This window comes from Bradyrhizobium sp. WSM4872 (genome assembly GCF_055811715.1).
The window spans coordinates 82,928-105,953 of record NZ_JBVVPT010000006.1 but is presented as its reverse complement, the minus strand read 5'-3'; the positions used below and the strand labels follow the sequence as shown (position 1 = coordinate 105,953).

12 protein-coding genes are annotated in these 23,026 nt (G+C 58.6%); 3 read left to right on the top strand and 9 right to left on the bottom strand.

The genetic code is table 11. The features are described from left to right. Together AC0L3C_RS10920 and AC0L3C_RS10915 are read right to left on the bottom strand one after the other, a co-directional pair. On the bottom strand, positions 1–6,713 hold a 6,713-nt coding region (locus AC0L3C_RS10920), incomplete at its 3' end, for a tandem-95 repeat protein (protein WP_473407944.1). Positions 6,714–7,013: 300 nt separating this feature from the next. Next, on the bottom strand, positions 7,014–8,087 hold the full coding sequence (locus AC0L3C_RS10915) for a helix-turn-helix transcriptional regulator (RefSeq protein WP_473407943.1): 1,074 nt from the start codon (positions 8,085–8,087) through the stop codon (positions 7,014–7,016). 1,343 nt (positions 8,088–9,430) lie between these two features. Between AC0L3C_RS10915 and AC0L3C_RS10910 the strand changes: the two genes are divergently transcribed. The 3 genes from AC0L3C_RS10910 to AC0L3C_RS10900 are packed head-to-tail and all read left to right on the top strand — an operon-like array spanning position 9,431 to position 13,981. After that, positions 9,431–10,915: an NAD(P)/FAD-dependent oxidoreductase gene (locus AC0L3C_RS10910; protein ID WP_473407942.1), complete on the top strand. Its 1,485-nt coding sequence runs from the start codon at positions 9,431–9,433 to the stop codon at positions 10,913–10,915. Positions 10,916–10,941: 26 nt separating this feature from the next. Further along, positions 10,942–12,996: an FAD-dependent oxidoreductase gene (locus AC0L3C_RS10905; protein ID WP_473407941.1), complete on the top strand. Its 2,055-nt coding sequence runs from the start codon at positions 10,942–10,944 to the stop codon at positions 12,994–12,996. After that, positions 12,968–13,981 (top strand): polyprenyl synthetase family protein, encoded by a 1,014-nt coding sequence (locus AC0L3C_RS10900; RefSeq protein WP_473407940.1) that lies wholly within the window; start codon positions 12,968–12,970, stop codon positions 13,979–13,981. The genes AC0L3C_RS10905 and AC0L3C_RS10900 overlap by 29 nt, the downstream gene beginning before the upstream one ends. Here AC0L3C_RS10900 and AC0L3C_RS10895 read toward each other — a convergent pair. From AC0L3C_RS10895 to AC0L3C_RS10865, 7 genes are all read right to left on the bottom strand, one after another. Beyond that, complete coding sequence (locus AC0L3C_RS10895) at positions 13,978–17,190, bottom strand: AAA family ATPase (RefSeq protein ID WP_473407939.1); 3,213 nt, start codon at positions 17,188–17,190, stop codon at positions 13,978–13,980. The genes AC0L3C_RS10900 and AC0L3C_RS10895 overlap by 4 nt on opposite strands. Positions 17,191–17,719: 529 nt before the next feature. Next, a complete protein-coding gene (locus AC0L3C_RS10890; protein ID WP_473407938.1) occupies positions 17,720–18,016 on the bottom strand; it encodes a hypothetical protein in 297 nt (98 codons plus the stop codon). Between the two features lie 383 nt (positions 18,017–18,399). Then, the gene (locus AC0L3C_RS10885; protein WP_473407937.1) at positions 18,400–19,761 is read right to left on the bottom strand and encodes a hypothetical protein; all 1,362 of its coding nucleotides are present in this window, start codon (positions 19,759–19,761) and stop codon (positions 18,400–18,402) included. A gap of 2 nt (positions 19,762–19,763) precedes the next feature. Next, positions 19,764–20,228: a DUF5681 domain-containing protein gene (locus AC0L3C_RS10880; protein ID WP_473407936.1), complete on the bottom strand. Its 465-nt coding sequence runs from the start codon at positions 20,226–20,228 to the stop codon at positions 19,764–19,766. Continuing rightward, positions 20,225–20,491 (bottom strand): hypothetical protein, encoded by a 267-nt coding sequence (locus tag AC0L3C_RS10875; protein ID WP_473407935.1) that lies wholly within the window; start codon positions 20,489–20,491, stop codon positions 20,225–20,227. The genes AC0L3C_RS10880 and AC0L3C_RS10875 overlap by 4 nt, the downstream gene beginning before the upstream one ends. A gap of 95 nt (positions 20,492–20,586) precedes the next feature. After that, positions 20,587–21,948 (bottom strand): site-specific DNA-methyltransferase, encoded by a 1,362-nt coding sequence (locus tag AC0L3C_RS10870; RefSeq protein WP_473407934.1) that lies wholly within the window; start codon positions 21,946–21,948, stop codon positions 20,587–20,589. Positions 21,949–22,042: 94 nt separating this feature from the next. After that, positions 22,043–22,912 carry a hypothetical protein gene (locus tag AC0L3C_RS10865; protein WP_473407933.1) on the bottom strand — a complete coding sequence of 290 codons (870 nt, stop codon included), beginning with the start codon at positions 22,910–22,912 and terminating at the stop codon, positions 22,043–22,045. Between the last annotated feature and the right edge of the window lie 114 nt (positions 22,913–23,026).

Genomic DNA, 23,026 nt, shown 5'->3' with positions numbered 1-23,026 from the left:
AGCGCACCGTTCAAGCCATAGCCGGTGGCGTCAAACGTGTCGGCGTAGCCGGTACCCTGAACCCCCTCGATGTTGCGCAGCGTGTCGTGGCCTATCGAGGCATCGCCGGTCACGGTGCCGGCGGCCATGGCTACCGCGATGCCGCCCGTCGTCGTGTTCAGGTTGTTGTAGCTCGCCGTGTCGAACCCGCCGCGGCCGTCCATGTAGTCATCGCCGCCAAGCGGCGTGAACGTGTTGTTGTAGCTGGAGCCCAGCAGCGTGTCGTTGAAGACCGAGGCTTGAACCGCATTCACGCCGGTGAACGTGTCGACCCCCTCGGTCGTGCCGGTCGCACTGCCTGCAACGGTGATGGCCGTGCCGGCCGTGGTCTCCAGATCGACGGTGACGGCCGCCTGCGCGATCGAGTAGTTGAGGCGGGTGTTGCCGTTGCCGGTGATGCTGTCGTTGCCGCCGGCTCCAGCAATATCGTTGAAGTTGCCGTTGGTGGTAGAGGCATTGAGAGCACCTGGGGCGCCGTAGCCGGTTGTATCAAACACGTCGTCGAAGATCGTGCCTCGGACGGCCTCCACATTGCGGAGCGTATCGGTGCCGACGGTGGTATCGCCGGTCACCGTGCCCGCGGCAAGGTTGACGTTAATGCCCGTGCCGGTCGTCGGGTCGTTGTTGTAGGCGACGATGTCGTACCCACCGCGGCCATCGATATAGTCGTTGCCAGCGCGACCTTCGAAGGCCTCATAGGTGAAGTTGGCATTGTCGCTGCCGTAGATCGTGTCGTTGAAGGCCGATCCAAACACGCCCTGCAGCGCGTTGGTGAACGTGTCGTGGCCGACATTGGCGAGGTCGCCGGCCGCCGTGCCCTGACCGGTGCCGGCTGCAAGATCGACCGTCACCGCAGCCGACGCACCAAGATACTCCACCCGGGTTACGGACTGGCCCAAATCGTTGATCCGGCCAGTGATGACATCATCGCCGCCGCGACCCTCGAACCCGCTCTGGCCAGCGGCAACACCCGGTTGCGCGCTCGATCCGGTAAATCCGGTGGCATCGAACGTGTCATTGAATGCCCCGCCGACGGCTCCTTCGATGCTCACGAGCGTATCGCTGCCGACCCCGGCTCCGCTGGCCGTACCGGCCGCAAGATTGACCGTGATCGATCCGGTCGCCTCAGTATAGATCGCCCGGTCGAAGCCGTTGCCGCCGTCCAGCAGGTCATTGCCGCCGAGCCCTTGCAGGCGGTCGTTGCCGTCCATCCCATAGATGCCGTCGATCTGGCTGGTGCCGACCAGGGTGTCGTTGCCGGAGGTGCCGATGACGGTATTGTTGAACACGAAGTCGGTGGCCACGAGGCTGCCGACCACGATGTTGGCCAGCGTGATCATGTTGCCGCCGCCGAAGTCGATGAGTGTGTTCGGTCCTTGCTGCGACGCATGCGCCTGGATATCGGCAAGGGTGAAGATCCCGGTCACGCCGGTGACGTCGATGCGGTCGCCCTGGCCGCGGTTGAAGTCGCTGACGAAGTCCGCGCCGCCGCCATTGGCGTAGACGAAGGTGTCGGCACCGAGCCCGCCGTTCAGATTGTCGTTGCCACCGCCACCATTGATGGTGTCGTTGCCGCCGTTGCCGTTGAGGAAGTCGGCGCCTGAGGATCCGGTGATGGTGTCGGCGAAGTTGGAGCCGAGCACGTTGTTGACGCCGCCGGTGATGGTATCGGTGCCGACCGAACCATCGCCGGTGGCGGTGCCGGTGGACAGATTGACGGTCACCCCACCGGTTGCGTTGTTGTACTGGATCTGGGTGGCGCCGTTGCCGGTGATGGTGTCGTTGCCGCCATTGCCCTGGAACGAGTTGAAGCCGCTGAAGCCGGAGGCATTGTAGCTGTCGTTGAGATTGCCGCCGACCGCGCTGTTGACCCCGGTGAAGCTGTCGGTGCCGACCGAGCCGTCGCCCGAGGCCGAACCTGCGCCGCCGGCTCCGATCGTGATCGCTACGCCGGACGTGGCATTGCTGTACTGCACCTGGGTGGCACCGTTGCCGGTGATGGTGTCGTTGCCGCCATTGCCCTGGAACGAGTTGAAGCCGTTGTTGAAGGCCGAGGCGTCGTAGCTGTCGGCAAAATTGCTGCCGATCGCCGCATTGACCCCGCCGGTGAAGCTGTCATGGCCGGTCGAGGGGTCGCCCGTGGCCGTGCCGGCACCGTTCATCCCGATCGTGACGCTCACCCCGCCGGTCGCATTGCCGTAGAGCACCCGGGTCGCGCCGTTGCCGGTGATGACGTCATCGCCGCCAAGGCCCTCGAACTGGTTGAAGTTGGCGTTGCTGGTCGAGACGTTCAGCGCACCGTTCAAGCCATAGCCGGTGGCGTCAAACGTGTCGGCGTAGCCGGTACCCTGAACCCCCTCGATGTTGCGTAGCGTGTCGTGGCCTATCACGTTGTTGACGTTGTCGGTCACAGTGCCGGCAGCCATTTGGACGGCAATGCCGCCGGTCGCAAGCGTCATACTGTTGTAGCTGGCGGTATCGAAACCGCCGCGCCCGTCGATGAAATCGTCGCCGCCCAGACCCGTGAACGTGTTGTTGAAATTGGAGCCGAGCAGAGTGTCGTCAAAAGAAGATCCTTGCGCGGCATTCACGCCAGTTAGCGAATCGATTCCCTCCGTAGTGCCGGTTGCACTACCTACGACGTTGGTGGCGGTCACCCCTGCTTGATTGAGGTCCGTTTGCAAGTTGACCGTGACGCCGGCAAGCGCGCTGGAGTAGTTGACACGAGTATTGCCGTTGCCAATGACGACGTCGTCGCCGCCACCGCCCTGGAAGTCATTGAACGTCCCAAGCGAGCCGATATTGGCGGTGCCCGACGCGCCAAAGTTCGAAGCGTTGTAATAATCAGCGAAATTGGTGCCGCGCACGGCTTCGACATTGCGCAGAGTATCGGTGCCGACCGTCACATCGCCAGTGACAGTGCCTGCGGCCATGTTGACCGTGATGCCCGTCGTCGTCGTCAGGTCGGTCGCATACACGACGACGTCATAGCCGCCGCGGCCGTCGACGAAGTCATTGCCACGACGTCCTTCGAATGCCTCAAAGGAGCCGGATCCGTTGTCGCTTCCGAGCAGAGTATCGTCGTAGTTCGACCCCCAGACATTCAGAATATTGCTGATCGTATCGTGGCCGACATTCGCAACGTCGCCTGGAGCCGTTCCGTAAGCTTGTCCTGACTGGATATCGACAGTCACCCCGGCGGATGCGCCGAGATAGCTCACGCGGGTCAGAGCATGACCCTGCACATTGCTCCCGCCAATGATCGTATCGTCACCTGCGCCGCCTTCAAATTCGACGAAGCCAATTATGGCGCCCGGCAAACCAGTGCTCCCGGTGTAGCCGGTGCCGTCAAGGTAGTCGTTGAAATTGCTGCCGATGACGCCATCGATCGAGATCAGAGTATCGGTGCCGACGCCCGCACCGGTCGCAGTCCCCGCTCCAAGGTGAACGGTGATGCCACCGGTCGCTTCGGTGTATATGGCCCGGTCAAAGTCCGCACCGCCATTGAGGGTGTCGTTGCCCGCCCCGCCGGTTAGAGCATCCTTGCCCGCGCCACCCGAAATCATGTCATCGCCGGCTCCGCCTTTGAGCGTGTCGTTGCCGCCGAGACCGGAAATCAAATCGTTGCCGTCGCCGCCTATCAGCGTGTCGGCAACTTCTGTGCCGGTCAGAGTAAGAGGAGCAGCTGCTATCTTCAGCTCGAGTGCAGTGCCTGTATAGTCGTTCTGCACGCTGCTGAAGGTGGTGGTGCCGGCGCCAGTCGCCGCGTCCGAGAGCGCCTGCGTTGTGTCGCCAAAGGCTACTTGTGCTGCCTGGGCGACCTGGCTGAGATCGGTTGTGTTCTCAAGGCTGCTCGAAATCTGGGCGTTGGATTGCTGGACGACCTGAGCAATCGCATTGAGGTCAGCTGGCGAGAGCTGCTGCTCGGGTGGAAGCGTATTGTTCACCACCGTGGCCAGCGCAGAAACCGTCGAGGGCGCGCCGAGGTCAACATTGCCTACGGTCACGGTGTGGGCGAGCGCACCGATGACCGACTCAGCGGAGGCGCCCGTCGCCGCCGAGAGCTGAGCCACGGTCGCCTGGACCTGAATTGATGCCGCGAGGACGTCAGCCGCACCAGGCGCCGCCGAGACGGTCGCGGCGATCGGATCCAGCGTCGTCAGGCTCACCGCGTCAGATAGCCCCAGCGCCGCCTTCACGGAAGCTTCAGCTGCCGCGGTGTCGCCGCCGGCACCCGCCACCGCTACGATCAGATTGGTGAGCGGCGTCACGACGGTCGAGCCGCTCGGAGCTTTCAGCGTGCCGTTGAACGGCAGTCCGGTCAACACGTCGATGGTGTTATGGCCGCCGCCATGAACGCTCTGAAGGACCAGTTGGCCGCCCGACGTGTCGAGGCTGAACGTGCCATCGCTCGCGGTGTAAGTGAACGATTCCCCCAAGTCGAGAATACCGTTGTAAACGCCGGTACCATCGGCTTTGTCAACAAAGACCAGTGCATCGGCGATGTAGCCATCGGCTGCAACTTTTACGCCCGGATCATTGATCTGGATGTTCAACACCTCAGTCTTTTGCGCAACGTTGGCGTGGTCGAAAGAGCTCGCCGTGATGCTCAGTGCTATCGTCTGCTTTTCGGCCGTGGCATCAGGCTTGAGCTGGATAGCCAGACCGGCCACGTCGCTCAGGTTGACGATCCAGACTCCGGGGTCGTCTGTGGACTGGGCCCCAGCCGTCAACCTATATTCGGGCGGAACGCCGGTAACCTGAACGGTCGAGGCTAGCGTATCGCTGGTATCGGGGTCGCTGATCTGAATGTTCAATGCGATCGGCGCTGTTGTGACGTTAGCCTCGATTCGTTCGTGAGTGATCGTCGGTGCGGTCGCGACCGGCGCTATGTTTACGGTCGCCGTTGCGGGGGTACTTGTCAGATGGCCATCAGTGATGGTGTAGGTGAACGTCGCGGCACCGTTGACATCATGGGTTGGTGTAAACGTAACGCTGCCGTCACTGTTAAGGACGGCGCTACCGCCGGTTCCGCTCGTTACCGAGCTGATTGAGAGCTGGGCATTGGAATTGTCGATATCGGTGTCGTTACCGAGCAATTGCGCCCGCGTAAAAGTAATAGCGGAGTCTTCAGTCGCGCTCAGTGTGTCAGCTATCGCGACGGGGGCATCATTCACAGCCACGCCTGTGAATGCCTTTGCACCGGTAACCGACGCCGATCCATCGCTGACAACGGTGGCGATTGAGAAATTGCCGTTGAAGTTTGCTGCAGGGATGAATTTCACACCCGCCAGCAGGGCATTGACGTCAGCCGTCGGACCTGACGCCGTCCAGACTCCTCCTGCGTAGGTCGAGGTCACCGCGCCCGAGGTTGTGGTGCTCAGCGTGCCGGCCGCCGGGTTCGACAGCGTAAGGGTTGCCGTGATCGTGCTGCTGTCAATGTCAGTGATGACGATATCGCTGAGATTGAGCGGTGTGTCTTCCGTATAAGTCTCAGGAGCAGACAGGTTCGTTGCGATCGGGGCGTCGTTGACAGCAATTCCGCTGAAGATCTTGGCGCCTATCACTGGCGGAGCAACACCGTCGCTGACACTGGTCGCGATCGAGAAGCTTCCGTTGAAGTTCGCAGCTGGATTGAAGGTGACCCCTGCCAGCAAGGCGTTGACATCGGCGGTTGCGCCGGAAGCCGACCAGACGCCCGTTACCGCATTGTAGGTTGAAGTCACCCCGCCGGACGCGCCAGTACTCAGAGTTCCGGCAGCCGGATTCGAGAGCGCCAACTTCACCGTGACAGTGGCGCTGTCGACATCAGTGACAGTTATGTCAGTGAGATTGAGCGGCGTATCCTCCTTATAGGTCTCACTAGCAGAGAGGTTCGTAGCAGTCGGGGCGTCGTTGATGGCGGCAACATTTACCGTGACGGTCGCCGTCGACGTTGCGCCGGCACTGTCTTTCATCGTGTAAGTAAAGCTAGCAACGCCGGAATAATTGGCATCGGCGGTGAATACGACATTGCCGCTGCTGTTCAGCGAGACGGTGCCATGCTGCGCTCCCTGCACGGATACGATTGCCTTCGTATCGTTGGCGTCGGGGTCGGTATCGTTGGCAAGCAACGCAGAAGCAATAATCGTGAGGGTCGTGTCTTCGTTAGTGCTCGCGACATCTGCAACCGCGACGGGCGGGTGATTTGCGCTGGGCTCGATGACAATTTGGAGCTTTTCAATATCCGTAACGAGGAGATTGAAGCTGTTGAATAGGTAGGTGGCGCTGCCGTGCGCAAGTTTGGCCTGCAGTGCCGCGATATCCGCGAGAAATGCCGATGAGCTCGCCATGGACTGGCTGACGATCAGGCGAAGAGTGTCTTGCCCGTTGCCGCCATCGTAGATGTCGATCGCGTTGACGTTTTCGGATGCACCGTAGATGAGAATGTCGTTGCCATTGCCGCCGCTTACGACGTCGCTACCAGATCCACCATCGAGCGTATCGTTTCCATTGCCACCAAAGATCAGGTCGACGCCTGCGCCGCCGTTGATCTTGTCGTCGCCATTTCCCCCATCGATGATGTCGTTTCCGGCGGACCCATTGATGGTGTCGTTACCATTGCCGGAGCTGATGAGATCTCCACCGGCAGTGCCGGTGATGGTGTCGGTGCCGTTTGTGCCGGTGATAATCATGGATTCTCATCCTCCTCAAATGGGCGCACGCGTATCCACGCGCAACGCACGGCTATATCCGCGTGGCGATGTCTAGGCAGACTGCGGGTGTGCTTGAGGAGCCCCTTTGCTCCTTGGAAAGCGTTCCTGCCCCTGAAAACGGTTTACTGTCCTGGTGACAGCGTAATTAATTTGTAACCATCTTACCCGCGACCCGGAGCGTTGCTTTACCCATTTGGGTAAAGGCGCGCAAAAACTCACAGGCTACTGCAGCTTAACCTAAACAACCCCCGTGCTTACGCTTCGGGCAGAGAACCGCAGCTACCTAGAAGGTGCCAAGCGCAGCAGGCTCACGAGCTCGGCCTGGCGGCTCGTGCCGGTCTTTGCAAAGATTGCCTTGAGCTGCATGCGAATGGTATTTGGCTTTACTAATAGCGCTTGCGCCGTTGCCTCTACCGAGCTGCCCCTGGCAACCATCGCGGCAACGCGGGCTTCGGCAGGCGAGAGGTCGAACAACGCCTGAAGGATTTCCGGGGGCGGGCCCGGCTGCTGAATGACTGGTGTCACGTAAAGCAGGAATTCGGCGCCCGAAAAGACATCACGTCCCGATCCGCGCATCGGCAGGACATGGACCACAAAGGCCTCGCGCGTGCGCGACCTCCGAACCGGAATAGACGCCCCATGAGTAGAGGCGGATCTACCTTCCGACGCGCCGGCAAAAAGAGCCTGAACGGCTGGGTTCGCAAATTCAAGTTGAGAGCCAGCACCAATCCGAAGATCGGGCTCATAGGCAAACAGAGCTTCGTTTGCCGCCAGCACCTTGCCACCATGGCCGAGCACAGCTGCCGCCAAGCCAATCATTTTCAGACTGTCAACTGTTGCTCGTGCTCGCTCGAGGCCAACGCGGCCCGACAGCAAGGCGGCGCGAGCGATATGGGGTCGCAGACGATCGAGCTGTTCGGCGACCTTGCGCGGTACGGGCCCTTTTTCGTGAGCCTTTTCGATCGAAACAACAAGGATATCGCCCGCCGGGGAATATATCGAGGTGCCGATGCACCAGCCTAAACCACGGGGCCGAAGAAAATCAGTGTAATAGGGTTCTTGCTCTAGCTCCTCGAGAGTGAATGCATCAAGGTCGGTAAGGAAGCGCGGTTCTTTGGTCGGGACCAACCGCTCGCCTCGAGGATTTTTCAAGTAGAAGGGACTATCAATCCAAGCTTCTACTCGGGAGCGAATACTGTCGGTTGACAGCCACCGAGCCAGCCCGGGGGCCGCAGCAAATAGTAGTGCACCTTCAGCGTCAGCTAAACCTGCCAATCTATCAAGTACAATCTTCCACCGCTCGGGGACTATAGCGGCTTCGTAAATCTCATCGACCAAACGGTCAAAATGCATTTGTAATACCCAGCCTTTCCGCGCTCTACAAAAGAAAGGAGCGCGTCGCAATACTACTTGAGGCGAAGTAAATCAGCTCAACCGGCGCCTGCTGTTCTTTCAACACCGGTTCCCCCTAAGGGATCCCCTGTCAAGCAGAACGCTAGTCATCGCTGACTCGATTGCGTTTTCCAGTTTCCGATTCGCCTTCTGGGTTCACGGGCTCGCCTGACGCTTGCCGCCGAGTTGTTGGACGGGCGGCTTGTAGAGTAGGAGCCGGTCCGGACCTCTTCGTGCCCCCCGGTTCATACTCAATCATTGGCGAGCCCGAGAGGCTGCCAAGATCGCCTTTGAAGATGATTTGGCTCTCTCCATCATAAACCGCCGAAGCAGCTTCCGCGGATCGGCCCCAAGCGCCTCCGCAATGGCAATGAACTCAACGACATCCAACCGACGTTCGCCGCCCTCATATTTGCCACGAAGGATTGCGGCTTGCGTAGTGGCGAGGGCGTGCTGACGGATTCCGGCCTTATGTCGCGTTGCGACAAGAAGGGCGACGAGGCGGGCATATTCGGGGGATTTGAGGGATCTTTCCATGGCCGCCGGGGCGCTTGCGATTCGGCGTTGGCCAATTTGATCCCAGATTGGCGGGCGGAGCGCGCGGTTGCGCTGGACTTGTGGGGTGAGCGGAGCGCAATGGCGGCGCTTCTGGGACGTGCATCCCAGATGCGAACGCACCGATCATGCGAGTCCATGGTAGGTCGAGGACCAACGAACCGATTGATCACATAGATTGCATTATGTAGCCTACTCCGTTTTCCAGATATTCCAGGCAAGAGCGTCAGCTGGGATCTGTCCGCGCCTTCGGCGAAGCGTCCCATCCGCAATCCCCCGTCAGAAAACGGACCAGTCCCAGCCCATACGTGGCCTTTCACACGGCCTGGCCGGTAAAGGACATGTCGACCGTACCTGCCTGATCCCTCGCCTTAAAGCTGCCAATGGGTCGATCACAACAAAATCAATCTCTTATCGCGATAACTTGAGCTTCAGCGCCGCTGTGCGCCTTCTCTGTGCCTTCACATCGCACCGCGGTATAGGTTTGCCCCCGAGGATTGTTCTCGCCTTGTCGACCTCCCGCCAATCGGCTACTTTTGATTGCACGATTTCCAGCTCGGTTCGCCAGCGGTTGTCCAAGAGACGTGATTTCTGTTGGGCTGGACGTCAGTTATGAGCGTGTTGTGCAATCGCTACTGCGCGGGCTTCGCCGCCAATGTTTGCGCTGCTCGCTTATGAATTCTATTCGAACAATTCTCGTTTGACGCCAGCACCTTTGAATCCCGATTTTGTACGGTCGGAGAGTTTCGTTGTCGAATTCTGACCTTTATGACGTGATCGTCATTGGAGGCGGTCCGGCGGGCTCCACGATCGCCTGGTCCCTGGCTCGACGTGGCGTGCGTGTGGCCGTTATCGAGCGCGCGATCTTTCCACGCGAAAAGGTCTGCGGCGATTTCATCGAACCGGCGGGAGTGCGGATCCTGGAGCGAATGGGAGTTCGCGAGACAATGAAGATCGCTTCGTTGTCGCCGATAACATCAACTCGCATCTACTTTGGCCCCAAGCTCGGGTTTCGCGGCGATATCCCCTACTATCAAAGCGAGCACGGATTGCCTCCGCACGGGTTTGTCGTGCCGCGCCACATCCTCGATCAGCATCTCTTGGAGCGCGCGCAAGCCGTATCTGCGAAAGTATATGATGGCTGTAGTGTTGGCGGTATCCGACGTGAACATGATTGGATCCATGTCACTGCACGTGGAAGGGGCGTTGACCTTAAGATCAGATCTCGGCTGATCGTAGGCGCGGACGGCGCGGAGTCGTTTGTTGCCAGAGCGTTCAATCTCGAGTCCAGTAATCGCGCTCACATTTCGATAGCACAGCGGGCCTATGTAGAGGGCGTCTCGGTTCAGAACGGTGAAGCAACTGTCTGGTTCGATGAAGACATCGTGCCGGGTTATGGCTGGTTGTTTCCGATGGATGGAGGCAGGGCAAACATTGGAGTCGGCACGCTCAGTGAGACGTCCGGTCGACACGGCCACTCAGTACCCCGGGCGTTCGAAGCGGCCGTCGAACGACTCAGGATCCGGCACCCCGGCTGCGCTCGCATCAAACTGGTCAGCAAGCCAATCGGCGGTGTCGTGAAGATGTATGGGGGTGTCGGTCCGAATTATTTCCACGGAGGAGTGTTGATTGGGGACGCCGGCTCGTTCGCTGATCCGATGACCGGCGAAGGGATCACGCAAGGCATGGAGTCGGCTTTGATCGCCTCTTCGACCTTGCTAAGTGCCCTCGAATTCGGAAGATTTGATGCCGCATTTCTGGCGACCTTCGAGCACGACTTTAGAGCATACTTTGATCCGGGCATGCTCTTCCTTAGCTTCTGCGCCGAGGTGATGCGGAATTGGCACTTTCGGGAATTTTGGATGAGGTCGGCAATGCGCGGCTGCGAAAGGGCGATGGTCAACAAAGAGTTCGCCCGTACCGCAGGTGCAGGCTTCGGCGGCTTGAACGTGCATCCCCTCGGAATCTTGCGAGAGATTGGTGCGAGCCTCCTTCATTATCTAGGCGAAGGAGCGATGAACGTGCTTCGCAACGTTCTCGTCCACCGATCCATCGGCAGCGAGGCAGCATTGTATCAGGATCTTGTTGCGTTTCAGGGCGCATGGAAAAAGTCCGTCGAGGCGGATCCCGGTTGGCATGCTGCGTGGCTGGCCGACATCACGAAAAAAGCTGGGAAACTCGGCTCGTCACTGGCGAGCCGTGAGAATCCCAGAGTTCGAGGATTGTTGGTCTAAGCATCAGAATCTTGAGGAGAAGGCCTGTGGTCTCTACTGCATCTCGGCGCAAGAAGTCCGTCCCATCGGTCCAGAACGAAAGGGAAGTCGCGATCATAGGCAGCGGCATCGCCGGGTTGACCTGCGCGCTGCGCCTCTCGGAGCGCAAGTACAAGGTGACGCTGTATGAAAAGGACGCCCTGTTGGGAGGCCAACTCTCCTCACAAAAGGGCGGAATGAACGGGATGTACCATGACGTCTATACCCATTTGTTCTGTGATTGGTACGTGAATTTCTGGAGAATCGTAAAGGACGATCTCAAGATCAAACGAGAGGATTGTTTCGAGCCGCGATTGAGCGTCAAAATTCTACTTAACCCTTCTGATCCGCGACGTTCGACCAACAGCAACGCACCCAAATACGTGGAGTTAAAAAACCCCAATACATTGCAGCATGTTTTGGACAACCTCTCATCAGGAGCATTACCCAGGCCCGACATGTTTCTGGTTGGCTTCACTCTCTTAGACTTGGTCTCGCAGCCGTTTAGCACGTCGACGCTCCAGCAACAGTCCTTGAACGGCTTCTTGTACTCACGTCCGTACGCTACAGAGGATTGCGCCGATCTGCATAACACCATTCTGAACGAAATTTGGTGCACCTCGAGCAGCGACACGTCTGCTGCAGCTTACAAAGACTTCGTCAAGCACTCGCTTGGCAGCCGCGGCCTGCCGTTTGCCTGGCTGTTGCGCGGAAGCCTCGAGGAGAAGTTGATCAAACCCTGGCACGAGAAACTCAAGGAGGTTTGTGATATTAAAACGTCTTCCTCCGTCACGACTATCGAGATAGCAGAGGACAATAGGATCGAGCTTACCCTGGATAACGGTCACAAGGCGACGCATGCAAATGTCGTGTTGGCTGTGCCAGCTCCTGTGCTTGCTAATCTGGTGATGAGGGGCAGGGCCGGGCGAAGTATCGTCGACCGGATTCCGCAACTTTCGGAACTCCAACGCATGCGAACGGCGAATATTCTCGTCGTTACGGTTGTCTTTAAAGAGAGGCTTCCCGACATACCTCGCGAGCACGTTGGCCTGGCCGGTTCTCTCGGCTACCTGACGTTCATCGACATTTCACAATTATGGACCGATTTGAGCAAGGGGTCTCAGACAGTTCTGGTGCTAGCCGCATCTGACGCCAATCATTATCCCTCCGCCAGAGATGACAAGCTGTGGGCCCATCTGATGCTGCAGGAGCTGGCTAGTTATCTACCTTCGGTAAAACCTGGTAACGAATGGGGTGATCTGGAAAGCAACATCGACTACCGAAACTCATTTCCTCAGAATAATCGCTCCCATCCACTGTTTCTCAACGACATGAATTCGGAGCAGTTGCTGGTTGATCCATATTATCCCGATCAGCTGAAGAATGTATTCTTTGCCGGCGATTTCTGTCGCAACGACGTGAATATGGCGACGGTTGAGTCGGCAGTTCTAAGCGGGCTCCATGCGGCACACGAACTGGTGAAAAAGACGGATGGAAAGTCCGACATCACGGTTGCAGCTTACGATCTTCCCAGCTCTGCGCAGTTTGCGGCAGCGAAGCTCGCTTTGCTTCCGCTCGCCTATGGTGCCCTGGCTTGTTCAGCGATGAATGCCGGGCTGCGTAATCTCGCGAACAAGGAGCCGGGCCTTCCGATAGAGGGACTAACACCCACCGCAACACTCGCGTTGATCCCACCAAGATACCTTGCCGATCTGGTGGTGAGCCTCGAAAATCTGGCAGTTGCGTTACTTTCCCGCGACGAGCCAAGTGGTTCAAGCTGGCTCCTCCAGCAGGCTTTGGCGGCAGTGGCCCAGCGGCTGATTGCGGCGAGCGATCGCTTGCGTGACACCGCCTCAGAGGGATCGGCCGACGCACAGCGCACATTCGCGCTGATGGCGGATGTACTGAGAACAATTGGAGCTCAGATGAGTGAACCCCGTATCGCGCCCGCTGAGATGGCGGGTCCGCGAGCGACGCACAAGGAGACGAGTGGTCTGCTGCGCGGCTCAGGATACTACCGTCCCAACAACGGCTATGCTCGCCGGCATCGCGCGAAGCCTTGAAGGAGGGTGCTCGATCAGCATCGTTAAAGAGCGTGCGACCGAAGGGGGCTCGATGTCGACGGCAACGACAGAAAACATAATAGCTCAGCTTGGTTTCAGAGAGGAGGTACTGCAGCTTCGGGAAATTATTGACACCTGGGTTCGCGGCGCCGATGGACAGATCAGGCCGCTACTGGAGTGGCAATTCATAACCAGCTCAAAGTATTTCAGGCCCCTCACCGTGTTCAGCGTTTATCGAGCTACGACGGACGAGCCGATTCCGAACCGGTTAATTTACTCCGCCGCTGTGGTGGAAATGATGCACAACATGACGCTTGTCATCGACGACATCGTCGATGAATCGGAAACGCGCCGGGGCAGGCCGACCCTGCACTGTCAATTCGGACTCCTGCAGGCTCTTATGGCAGCCGGCTACATCGTGGCGGACGGCTTTCGGATGACGGCGGGAGACAGGATCGATATCCGCTTGATCTCAGATTTGATCAAGCGCCTGGGGGCTGCCGAATGCCTGCAGTGGAACCTGCGTCGGCAGCCGCTCGGTGTCGAAGATTGGCTAATGATCGCCGGTGAAGATACAGGGTCGATGTTTGAGACATGCGCCTGCGTCGCGACCAGAGACGATCGGCTGCGCAAGTTTGGCGGGCTGCTCGGCGTCCTCTACCATGGATGCGATGACGTGGGCGACGTGAAAGGGCTAGAATCGCTGGGCGGAGGTGGAGAAGAGGACCTCAGGGACGGGATCCTTACGCTCCCTGCCTCGATTGCCATTCAAGACCCCGTGATTGCACAGCTGTTCTGCAAGCCAATGCGAACTGCTGACGAACTCAAGGAAATCGCGCAAGCGGTCAAGGCCGCGGTGCCGGCTGCCGAGGAACGACTCGACCAAATCGCGGCGGAGGCCAAATGGGAGGCACATCTGCATAGCGCTAATCCGGCAATTCTCTACGCGCTTGTCGATCATACCCGGGAGTTGTCGCGCCGTTAGGCCGAAGCCGATGGGGCAAGTCGGGAAATATCCGAGATGAGCGATTTGGCTTCCCTCAGGTCGGGGGTCTGGAAACCTCCACGAAGGCTCGAATATATCGGTCTCAGGATTTCCAGTGCGGAGATATGATCGCCTCCGCGCGACAGCAACCGTGCAAGGCTCGTGGCAGCACGAAGCTGCCAGGCTTTGTGGCCAAGCGATTGCGCCAGCTCTATGGCATTGCGAAAATCGGTCTCAGCGATCCCAGGCTGCCCTGATTCAAGCCTGAGCTCGCCGCGCCAGGTCAGGGTGTAGGCTCGCCAGATTAATTCTTGCGGGTTCGCGACCAAGGCATTCTCCACAGTTTGCAATGCCGATGCAGAATCGCCGGATCGGGCCTGCGCCTCCGAAAGTAGCGTGAGGAAGTAGGTCATCGCTACTTTCGCGCCCGAACTAGCGAAGCCAGCCAACGCTTGGTTGATCAATTCCACGCCTTCGGTGCTGCGCCCAAGCTGCGATCTAGACCAGCCAAGCAGGATGCGCGCCAGGTCTGATGCATAGCTGAGGCCGTGTTGCTGCGAAACGGAGAAAAGCCTTTCGGCAACAATCTCGACCTGTCGCGGAGCCTTGAGGCACCAATAGAGATTGCCCTTGAAATGCAAGGCCATCGCCATGGCATAGGGATCGCCACTTTTCTTTGCGAGAGTCATCGCACGAGACATCCGCTCGCGCGCGACATCAAGGCGACCCGCTTGCCAGGCGGCGCGGCTCGCAACCCCTATCGGAATGATGAGATAGGATGCGGCGGAAATCGACTTGGTATCAAGTAGCGGAGATAGCTTGGCGAAGTACTCCTCCACTCCGGAAATATCTCCGGAGTAGAACCGCGCCTGTACCTGGGCGTAGTGGGCAAAGAACAAGTGCTGGGAGTTAGGACCCTCAGTCAAGGCGATATCAAGGATCTCTTCTGCAAGGGAGGCGGCGGTCGCATAATCGCCCGTGAAGAATATGGAAGCCCAGGTCCGGGCGCCCTGACGCACCAGTTGCGCAACGTCGCCAAGACGTTCCGCGAGCATCCGGGCTTGCGCGCCAAGCTCCATCGTCTCCGGTGCAGAATAACCTTTGGTTACTTGCAGCACGCGTACGAGCGAGCTGCAGAGGTCCAGGTCAATCCTATCGCGTTCCTCCGATGGCGGCAGTCGCTCCAGCAAAGCGCTTGCCTGGCGAAGAGCTTCTTCAGCTTCCTTGAACGCGCATCGCGCAAGCGCGGCTTGCCCTGCATTTTTCCAAGTGGTGATCGCGCGCTCGACTTCGGCTGCCTCCGACCAATGCCGTGCAAGCAACGCCGGCTGCGCGGCGGCGAGGGCGGGAAACTGTTCAGATACCGTGCGCGCGACAGCGGCATGGAGCTCGCGGCGCTCGCTCTTGAGCAACCCTTCGTAGGCAGCGTCGCGGATCAAGGCATGTCTGAATTGGTAGGTCGCTCTCGGAGGCTTGCCTTGCATGTAGATCACATCCGACCGGACGAGCGCGTCGAGTGCCGCCTGCACGAAGTGATCTGAACCAGGCATGACCGCTCGGAGCAGGGTATAGTCAAATTCGCGTCCGATCACGGCCGCGACCTGTGCCACCCGCCGCGCTGGCCCAAGACGGTCTAACCGAGCGGTAAGCGAATCGAGCAGGGTCGCGGGAATATCAATTGGTGTCGGATCTTGCTCGCCCTCCAAAAGGAACGACAGTAATTCTTCCGCGAAGATTGGAATGCCATCGGAGCGTCTGACGATCCGAGCTACGACATCCTCAGTCAGTCCGATGTCCGAGGACCTCGCTATCATCTCGCCGATCTCGTGATCGCTCAATCTTCCCAGCACGATCGACCTGTCCGTTTTTCGCAATCGCCAAGGTGGATCGTACCCGGTCCTTGCGGTAGCAAGCACCATCAGCGGAACGTCGGCGCTCCGCTCCATCAACATCCCAATCAGCTCGATGCTGGAGGGATCAACCCAATGAAGATCTTCGATGGCGAGGATCAGCGGCTGGCGCTTGGATATCTGCAGGATCCACTCAGCCAGCCCGACCATCAGTCGCCCTCTGGCCTCTTCGGGAGCAACCTGTTCCGGCGGACTGTCCTGTGCTGGACGGAGATCCAGCATCTCTGCGATGAGAGGCATCATCGCCATGGGATCGAGTCCATTGAACCTGATTGCGCGCTCAAGCTGGCGTGACTGATCTTGGGCGCTTTGCTGTTCCGTCCGGTCAAAAGCTTGCGCGAGCAGTCCGGTGATCGAATGGAATGGCGTGCTCTCGGCGAAGCGTTCACCGGCACACTCCATCCAAATATGCGGATCCTTGATGCTGGCGCGGAATTCTCCGACCAAACGCGACTTTCCAATCCCCGGCTCGCCGGTCAGAAGGACGTATTGCCCTGCGCCGCTGCGCGCGCAGGTCCAACTCGACCACAGCATCGCGAACTCGCGCTTGCGGTTGACGAATGAGCTAGAACCGCGAACCCCATCCTGCCGCCAACTTCGACGGACACCGCTCGGGGCGACTGCGCGGTAAAGGTGAACCGGGCGCGCAATGCCTGCCAGCGCGCAGTTGCCGTAGTCCTCGACGACGAACTTGCTCGCCACGAGATCGTGCGCGGCAGCGGTCATAAGGAGTGAATTGGGAGCGCACTTGGCCTGAACACGCGAAGCGATATTGGGCGTATCGCCGAAGACTTCGACCTTGTTGGTACCTAACTCGTCAATAACGACCCATCCACTGTGGATACCGACGCGCACCGCGAGCTCGGAGCTTGTATTGACTGCCAGCTGCCGGTTCAGAGGCCCCATGGCCTCGATGATAGCGAGTCCGGCGCGGACGGCACGTTCTGCATCATCTTCACTGGCTGTCGGCCAGCCGAAATAGGCAAGCACGCCATCTCCCATGTATCGGGCGACGTAGCCGCCCAAGCCAGTGATGGCGTCCCCGGCCGCCTCAAGACACTCGGTTACGATGTCGCGCCACTCTTCAGGATCGCGTTCGGATGCAAGGCGGGTCGAGTTGACAAGATCGGCAAACAGCACCGTCAAATGACGTCGCTCGCGTTGAACACGATCATTCGAGAGCCGAACGATGCCGGGCGGGCCTACCCCGGTCAGGGCAGGAATTGATAGAGAGGCGCCGCAGTCCGCGCAAAAACGCTTGGCTTGCGGACTGGTCGTGCCGCACTTCTTGCATCGCATGCCACGCTCGCAACGTTACGTCGGCTCGATCCCAGCGGAGAACCACTACTCGGTCGAGCGTTACATCGCACCCAAACGGCATTGATGGCTTACACTACCATCATTTGAAACTTTTGAGCAAAGATCGGCGGCCATGGCAGGCCAAGCCCTAGTCCCGGTAATCTGCTACGTCTACGACGCCATGGCAATGAAGTTGTATCGCACCGCGAGACCGGAGTTGCAAAAAGGAGAAACTCAATCATCTGGTGCAGTGATCGATCAGAGCCGACGCTTCCGAGACTGACGACGCGTTCGACGAAGGGCCGCCAGCAGTGACGGACGACCCAGCACGCTAGGATCAAGATCAGGATCAGGAACGGGGTATCGCTTGTGCGCTCCCGACGCCGCCCACATGAGAGTCTCGGGTCGCATCCACGGGGTGAACAGCCATGGCGACAGCGAAGGGGGGCCCGAAGGCAACACTTTGGACCGGCTATCCAGAAGCGTCGCACGGACATTCAGTTGCGTCCACAGGCTCTCGCAATAGATCTCAGCTGAGGATCACGGGTTCGAAGTCATTCAATTCGCTACGCTGGCAAGGACAGACGGGCAGCAGTCGCTGCAAGCCCTCACTCTGTAAACCGCGCGCCCCGACGATCGCAATGCGGCTTTGGGGCCAAGTTAAACAGCCCAACGTGTCATCTGGTCCGCAAGCCTTTGCTACTATTTCGCCCTTGCGCGCATGAATCGCCGCAGCAATTATCAGCGGATCGGCCTCAAGCGCCTCCGCGATCGCGATGAACTGAACAACATCCAAGCGGCGTTCGGCGCCCTCATATTTGGCCACGAAGGATTGCGGCTTGCGCAGCTCTTGGCAAGCGCCTGTTCACGGATGGCCTTATGTCGCGTTGCGAAGGACGGCGATCAGGCCTGCATATTCGACTGACTGAGCGACTTTTGCATTGGCGGTCGGGTGCATCGATTCGGCGGCGACTAATTGTCCCGCAGTGGCATCAGGCTAACTCTGCTCTGCTATCGCTGGCAGTTGCATCCAAGCGGACAGAGCAAGCCCCCATCAGCCAGGCGAGGCACGCAAGTACCTGAGGCCGAAGATTTCGAGCAAAGAGTGACGGAAAGAGGATCGATGCAGGAGCTTGAATTAGGTGCCAGACCAAAAAACAGTGTGGCGCGCCGCAATCCGCGATGTCGCTCTCAATGTAGATGTCGGCTTCAGTAACCTTCTCCATTTCCCAGCGCGAGCGCAATTCCGTAACAAAACGTGTCGAGGAGGTCGTCCTCTTGATCGTCCTTCGCGCCGATTCTGAAGCGTTCCACTTGATCAAGCAGATGATTCTTGGACCTCTGCTTATACACGGACGTCTTGTTGAATGCAGGTTCGGTGTACTTGACCTTGCCCTGGTAGACATATCCCGAGACAGATATTGCACGTTCGTCCTTGCCAAGGGCTGTAAGCTTGCTCTCGATGCCATGCGCCATCCATCCACGGCGCCGTGCCTGCTGTAATAAGATGGTCCCCGAGTTCTTGTCCTCAATGAACGAACCAAGCGCGCCGAACCTCGCCCGACAATGCACAGCAAGAGCTTCGAGGCGCTTGAATACATCCGGCAGCCACGTCTCCAGCAACGCACCTTCGATTTGAGCGATATCCCAATCCAGAATCTTGAGTGGAAATGTTGCCGTGCTGTCGAGCGCAAAGTACGTAACCGCGGTTGCGTCGTGTTCTGTCCCAGTTTTCGACGCGGTGTCGATCACAGCGAAAACGCTGTCACATCGGGTGGGAAATGGAACGGGGCTGCCGTTATCGAGCAGGCGATCGCGTGAGAAGAAGGCTACACCGGACCAATCGACGAACTCAGCAAGATATTCCTGGTGATAGACCAGGGGATCGTTGTCGGTCTGAAGGGCTTCGATCAATTGTGCCCGGCGAGCTTGCCAGGCAAACTCTCCTTCTCCTGGAAGCATCATGGGAAGGACAGGATTATCCATGGTGGTCGCGCAGAATTCCGCAAAGCCATATCGCGGTTCTGTGCAGATGTTGTAGAAAAAATTCTCGGAATCTTTGCCTGAGGAGTTGGAGCAGACGAGCGCTTCTCCCTGATAGTCGTAGAGCGTGGGCTTTATCGCCTTCTCCCAGAGCTCCATTGCTGAGCCTGCGACTACGTTGCTTCCGTTCTTGGCAAAGGCAGCCTCGTCAATAACGATCCGGCGATAGCGCCGCCCTCGACCTGCGATCCCGTTCTCAAGTGTCCAGAAGTCGATGCGACCGCCGGTTTTCATACGGATCACACCAGACCCTTTCGATCCGGTCTCAATGATGGGGTTGAGCTCGTCGGACAGTTCGTTGTAAACCTCGGACCAGGTGCGGTGTTGCGGCGCGAACCACGCACATTCCCAGCCTTGGACCAAGCCTTGGCTGATCCATGCTTTGGCCAGTGACGTCTTGCCGAAGCGCCGACCACACCGCAACGCTTTGAAACGACTGCCGTGGAGTGCCCAATAGGCTTTAGCTTGCCCGTCGTGAAGACGCTGCAGTTTGACTTCGAGGTGATTGGGAGTGATCTTGCGTGTCATAATTATCCCAGATCCTTGGGATTCGCCGACTTTTGCAGGGATGATTGCCCGGAGGCCTCTGACGGAGAGCGGCGCAGACGAGCTTTTTGTTCGGCAGCGAATTCTTTCGTCTTCTGAGCGCCTGTTTGCCCCTCGTAGTCGGGCAGCCAATCGGTCACGAAGATCTTACGCGCCCCTACGTCTCCAAACCGATGGGCGTGCGCGAGAAGCTTAAGTACTACGGCAGCGCTGCGGATATCGCCGTTCAGGGCCAAACGGACATGATTGCGCGCGCTGAGCTCCCGCCGGCTGACAGTCTTGATTTTCCCGTTCTCGCGATATGTTGTCGCCTCGTCAAGAACACTCCCGATTGTCTCGGCTATCGAGAATGGCTTCCGCTTTGGGCGTCCGTTTGGATTGCCGGAGATGCCTTTCTTAAACTGGAATCGTCTGGGCGGCCGACCATAACCGACCGTCTCGTCACTCATGGTTCATCCATAGCTGCGCTATTCGCGATCTTCCCTGCTCCGGGATAGCTTTGGTCGACGAAGACGAGTTCCAGCATGGGTTTCGACATCTGGTGAGCTAGCTGCTCGTATTGGAGGCGAACCTGCAGAGCTCTGTGATCGCCAGACAGTTCTTTCTGATAAAGCTTCAAGAGGATGATCTCGAGTGCGGTCATTGATGTTAGGCGACCGTCGAGGTCGATCGAAACGCGGTGGCCGAGCAAACCGCAGATGTAGGTGGTCATGTCAGTTGATCGCGCGCCGACGGCTCCTTGCTGACGGCGCCGAGAGGGACGGCCGGTTTGGCTCAGGACGGCGCTGGTCCGCTCCGATGGGGACGTCACGACGCTGCTCCAGTCCGCCTGCCCCGATCTGCGTAGGTTTCTCCACGCGCATCGCAGGCATCCCGCCCGGTCAGCTTCTGCCAGCGTCTGATGGCGACGTCCACATAGAGCGGATCAAGCTCAATTCCAAAGCCGCGACGTCGCGTTCGTTCTGCCGCAAGAATGGTCGTGCCGCTGCCGACAAAGGGGTCGAGCACCACCTCGTTAAGTTTGGTGCAGTCCAGGATGGCGTCCGCAACCATGCGCACCGGCTTTACCGTCGGGTGAAGGGCGAGAAGTTTCCTCGCGTTCTTGCGCGGAAATGAGCTTGCCCCCGCGTAGTTCCACACGTTGGTGCGGTTGCGACCGAAGCGACCGAGCTCAATATTGTTCTGGTGCGCGGCTTCTCCATTCTTGAAGACCGCAATCAGTTCGTGCTGGGACCGATAAAACGAGCCCAGGCCCGCGTTGCTCTTGGACCAAACGCATATATTGATAAGCTCGAGCTGGTTTTGCCGTCCAGCGGCTAACAGATCTTCTATATGACGCCAATCCATGCAGGTGAAAATGACCGCGCCCGCTCCGGTCCATCCGCGGATCGCGTCCAGAGATTTCGATAGGAAGCGGCTATATTCGTCACGCGACATCTCGCCGGCAGCCATCGCGAACTCGCGATGCGCGATCTGGCCGTTGCCAGACACCATGCCTGCGATTTTGAGATTGTAGGGCGGATCAGTGAAGACCGCGGCGGCGCGCTGATCGCCAAGTACAGCTTCATAAACGTCTTGGTCGAGCGCATCGCCGCAATAAAGCCGATGATCACCCAGGAGCCAGAGGTCGCCCGGCGCCGCGATGGCCGGGGCAGGGGCCGGCCAGTTCTCGTCGGCCAGGTCGCTTCCATCCGGCTCGTCGAGCGATTGGATGCGGAGGTCGATCTCGGGAATTTCAAAGCCCGTCGTGGTGATTTCAAATTCCAACGCGAGTTCCGATAGCTCTTTCAACTGTGCAGCGAGTTTTCGATCGTCCCAGGACGACCGATCTGTCAATTTGTTGTCCGCCAGCATGTAAGCCTTCGCTTCAGCCGCGGAGAGGTGATCCAGAAAGAGGACCGGGACCTCCGCAATACCGAGCAGGAGCGCCGCCTCGTAGCGCCCGTGGCCAGCTACGATCGTTTTGTTGCAGTCGAGAAGGATGGGCGCGTTAAACCCGAATGCTTCGATGCTCTTGGCGATCGACCGAATTTGAGCGCGGCTATGTTTTCTCGCGTTGTTCGGATCCTGACTCAGCTCGCGAAGCGGAGTCACCGAAAACCGCCCAAGGCGTTGATTAGAACTCGCTGCTTGCTTCTGGGCCTCGAGATCGTCTGCTGATTCGTTCATGCTCAATCCTCGAAAATCTCGAGGATGTTGAGCTAGATCAGGTGCGTTGGCGATTGAATCTAATTGAAGCGACCTGCATGGCTACCCGCCATGGCTATATCTGCGAAAGCGACCAGGGTACTTTTGCCCTGAGTTCCGCGCGCTCGTCGGCAAACAGGGGGCCACGCGCGCGCTTGAAATAGCGCGTCCATGAGAAGCTTCGCACGCCATGCTGCCTTTCAACGAGTCCTCCTGAGGCTTGGAAGAGCGCCGCTGCAGCTCTTGCCAGCGCCCAATTTGATGGTGCCGGAGTCGTTTTTCCATGAAAGAGAGGCCAGAGTTCAAGAGCGATGGCGGCAGTCAGTTCTTTGGGATTGGGATCGCCAGCCAACGCTATCCTACCCTTGCCGCGTTTGGTCTTGCCATTGCCGCCGGTAAGCCTGGGCGAGGACAGCGCTTGCTGCGCCAGGACAACGAGTTCCGAAAGAGCTTCGTCCGGCTGCGAGCACTTCCAATTGAAAATGAGATCAGGACCCAGAGCGCCGATCATTGGGTAGTCCTCAAGCGCGTTTCGAACATCCTGAACAGCCTGCAGAAAACGAAGCAGCTCAGAAGAAAGGCGGTTGCCGCGTCTATGATGTCGAACCTGATTCTCTATTTGCCGGAGCGCGAGCTGGAGCCCTATCGGCTCCTCGGGTTCGGCATCGCCTATAGCAAGCCAAATCATGCGCTTGTTCTGAAGGCCCGCCCTCACGATTTCCAGATCTTCAATGAATTTTCGAAGAGCTCTCAACACGTCCTTCCGACGCATCTGCTGATCCTTAGGAGCGACTGCAACCCGGATACACCGCGCCCAGTAGACCAGGAGTTCAAGAAGCCACGCCGGCGGTTCACCGCCGGCGATGAGCCGTCCGGCCTCCATGAACCACTCTTTCTCGTCCCAGGGCTGGGATGAAGTCTCTGTGACGGTGAGGGTGGCACCCATGACGAAGCTCCTGAGGATGTGACACGACGGTCTCGCGATGAACCATTTCCCGAATCGAGCTGTGTTTGCTTTATGGCGGCGGAACTCTGTGCTCTGCCTTTTCCATAGTTGTCC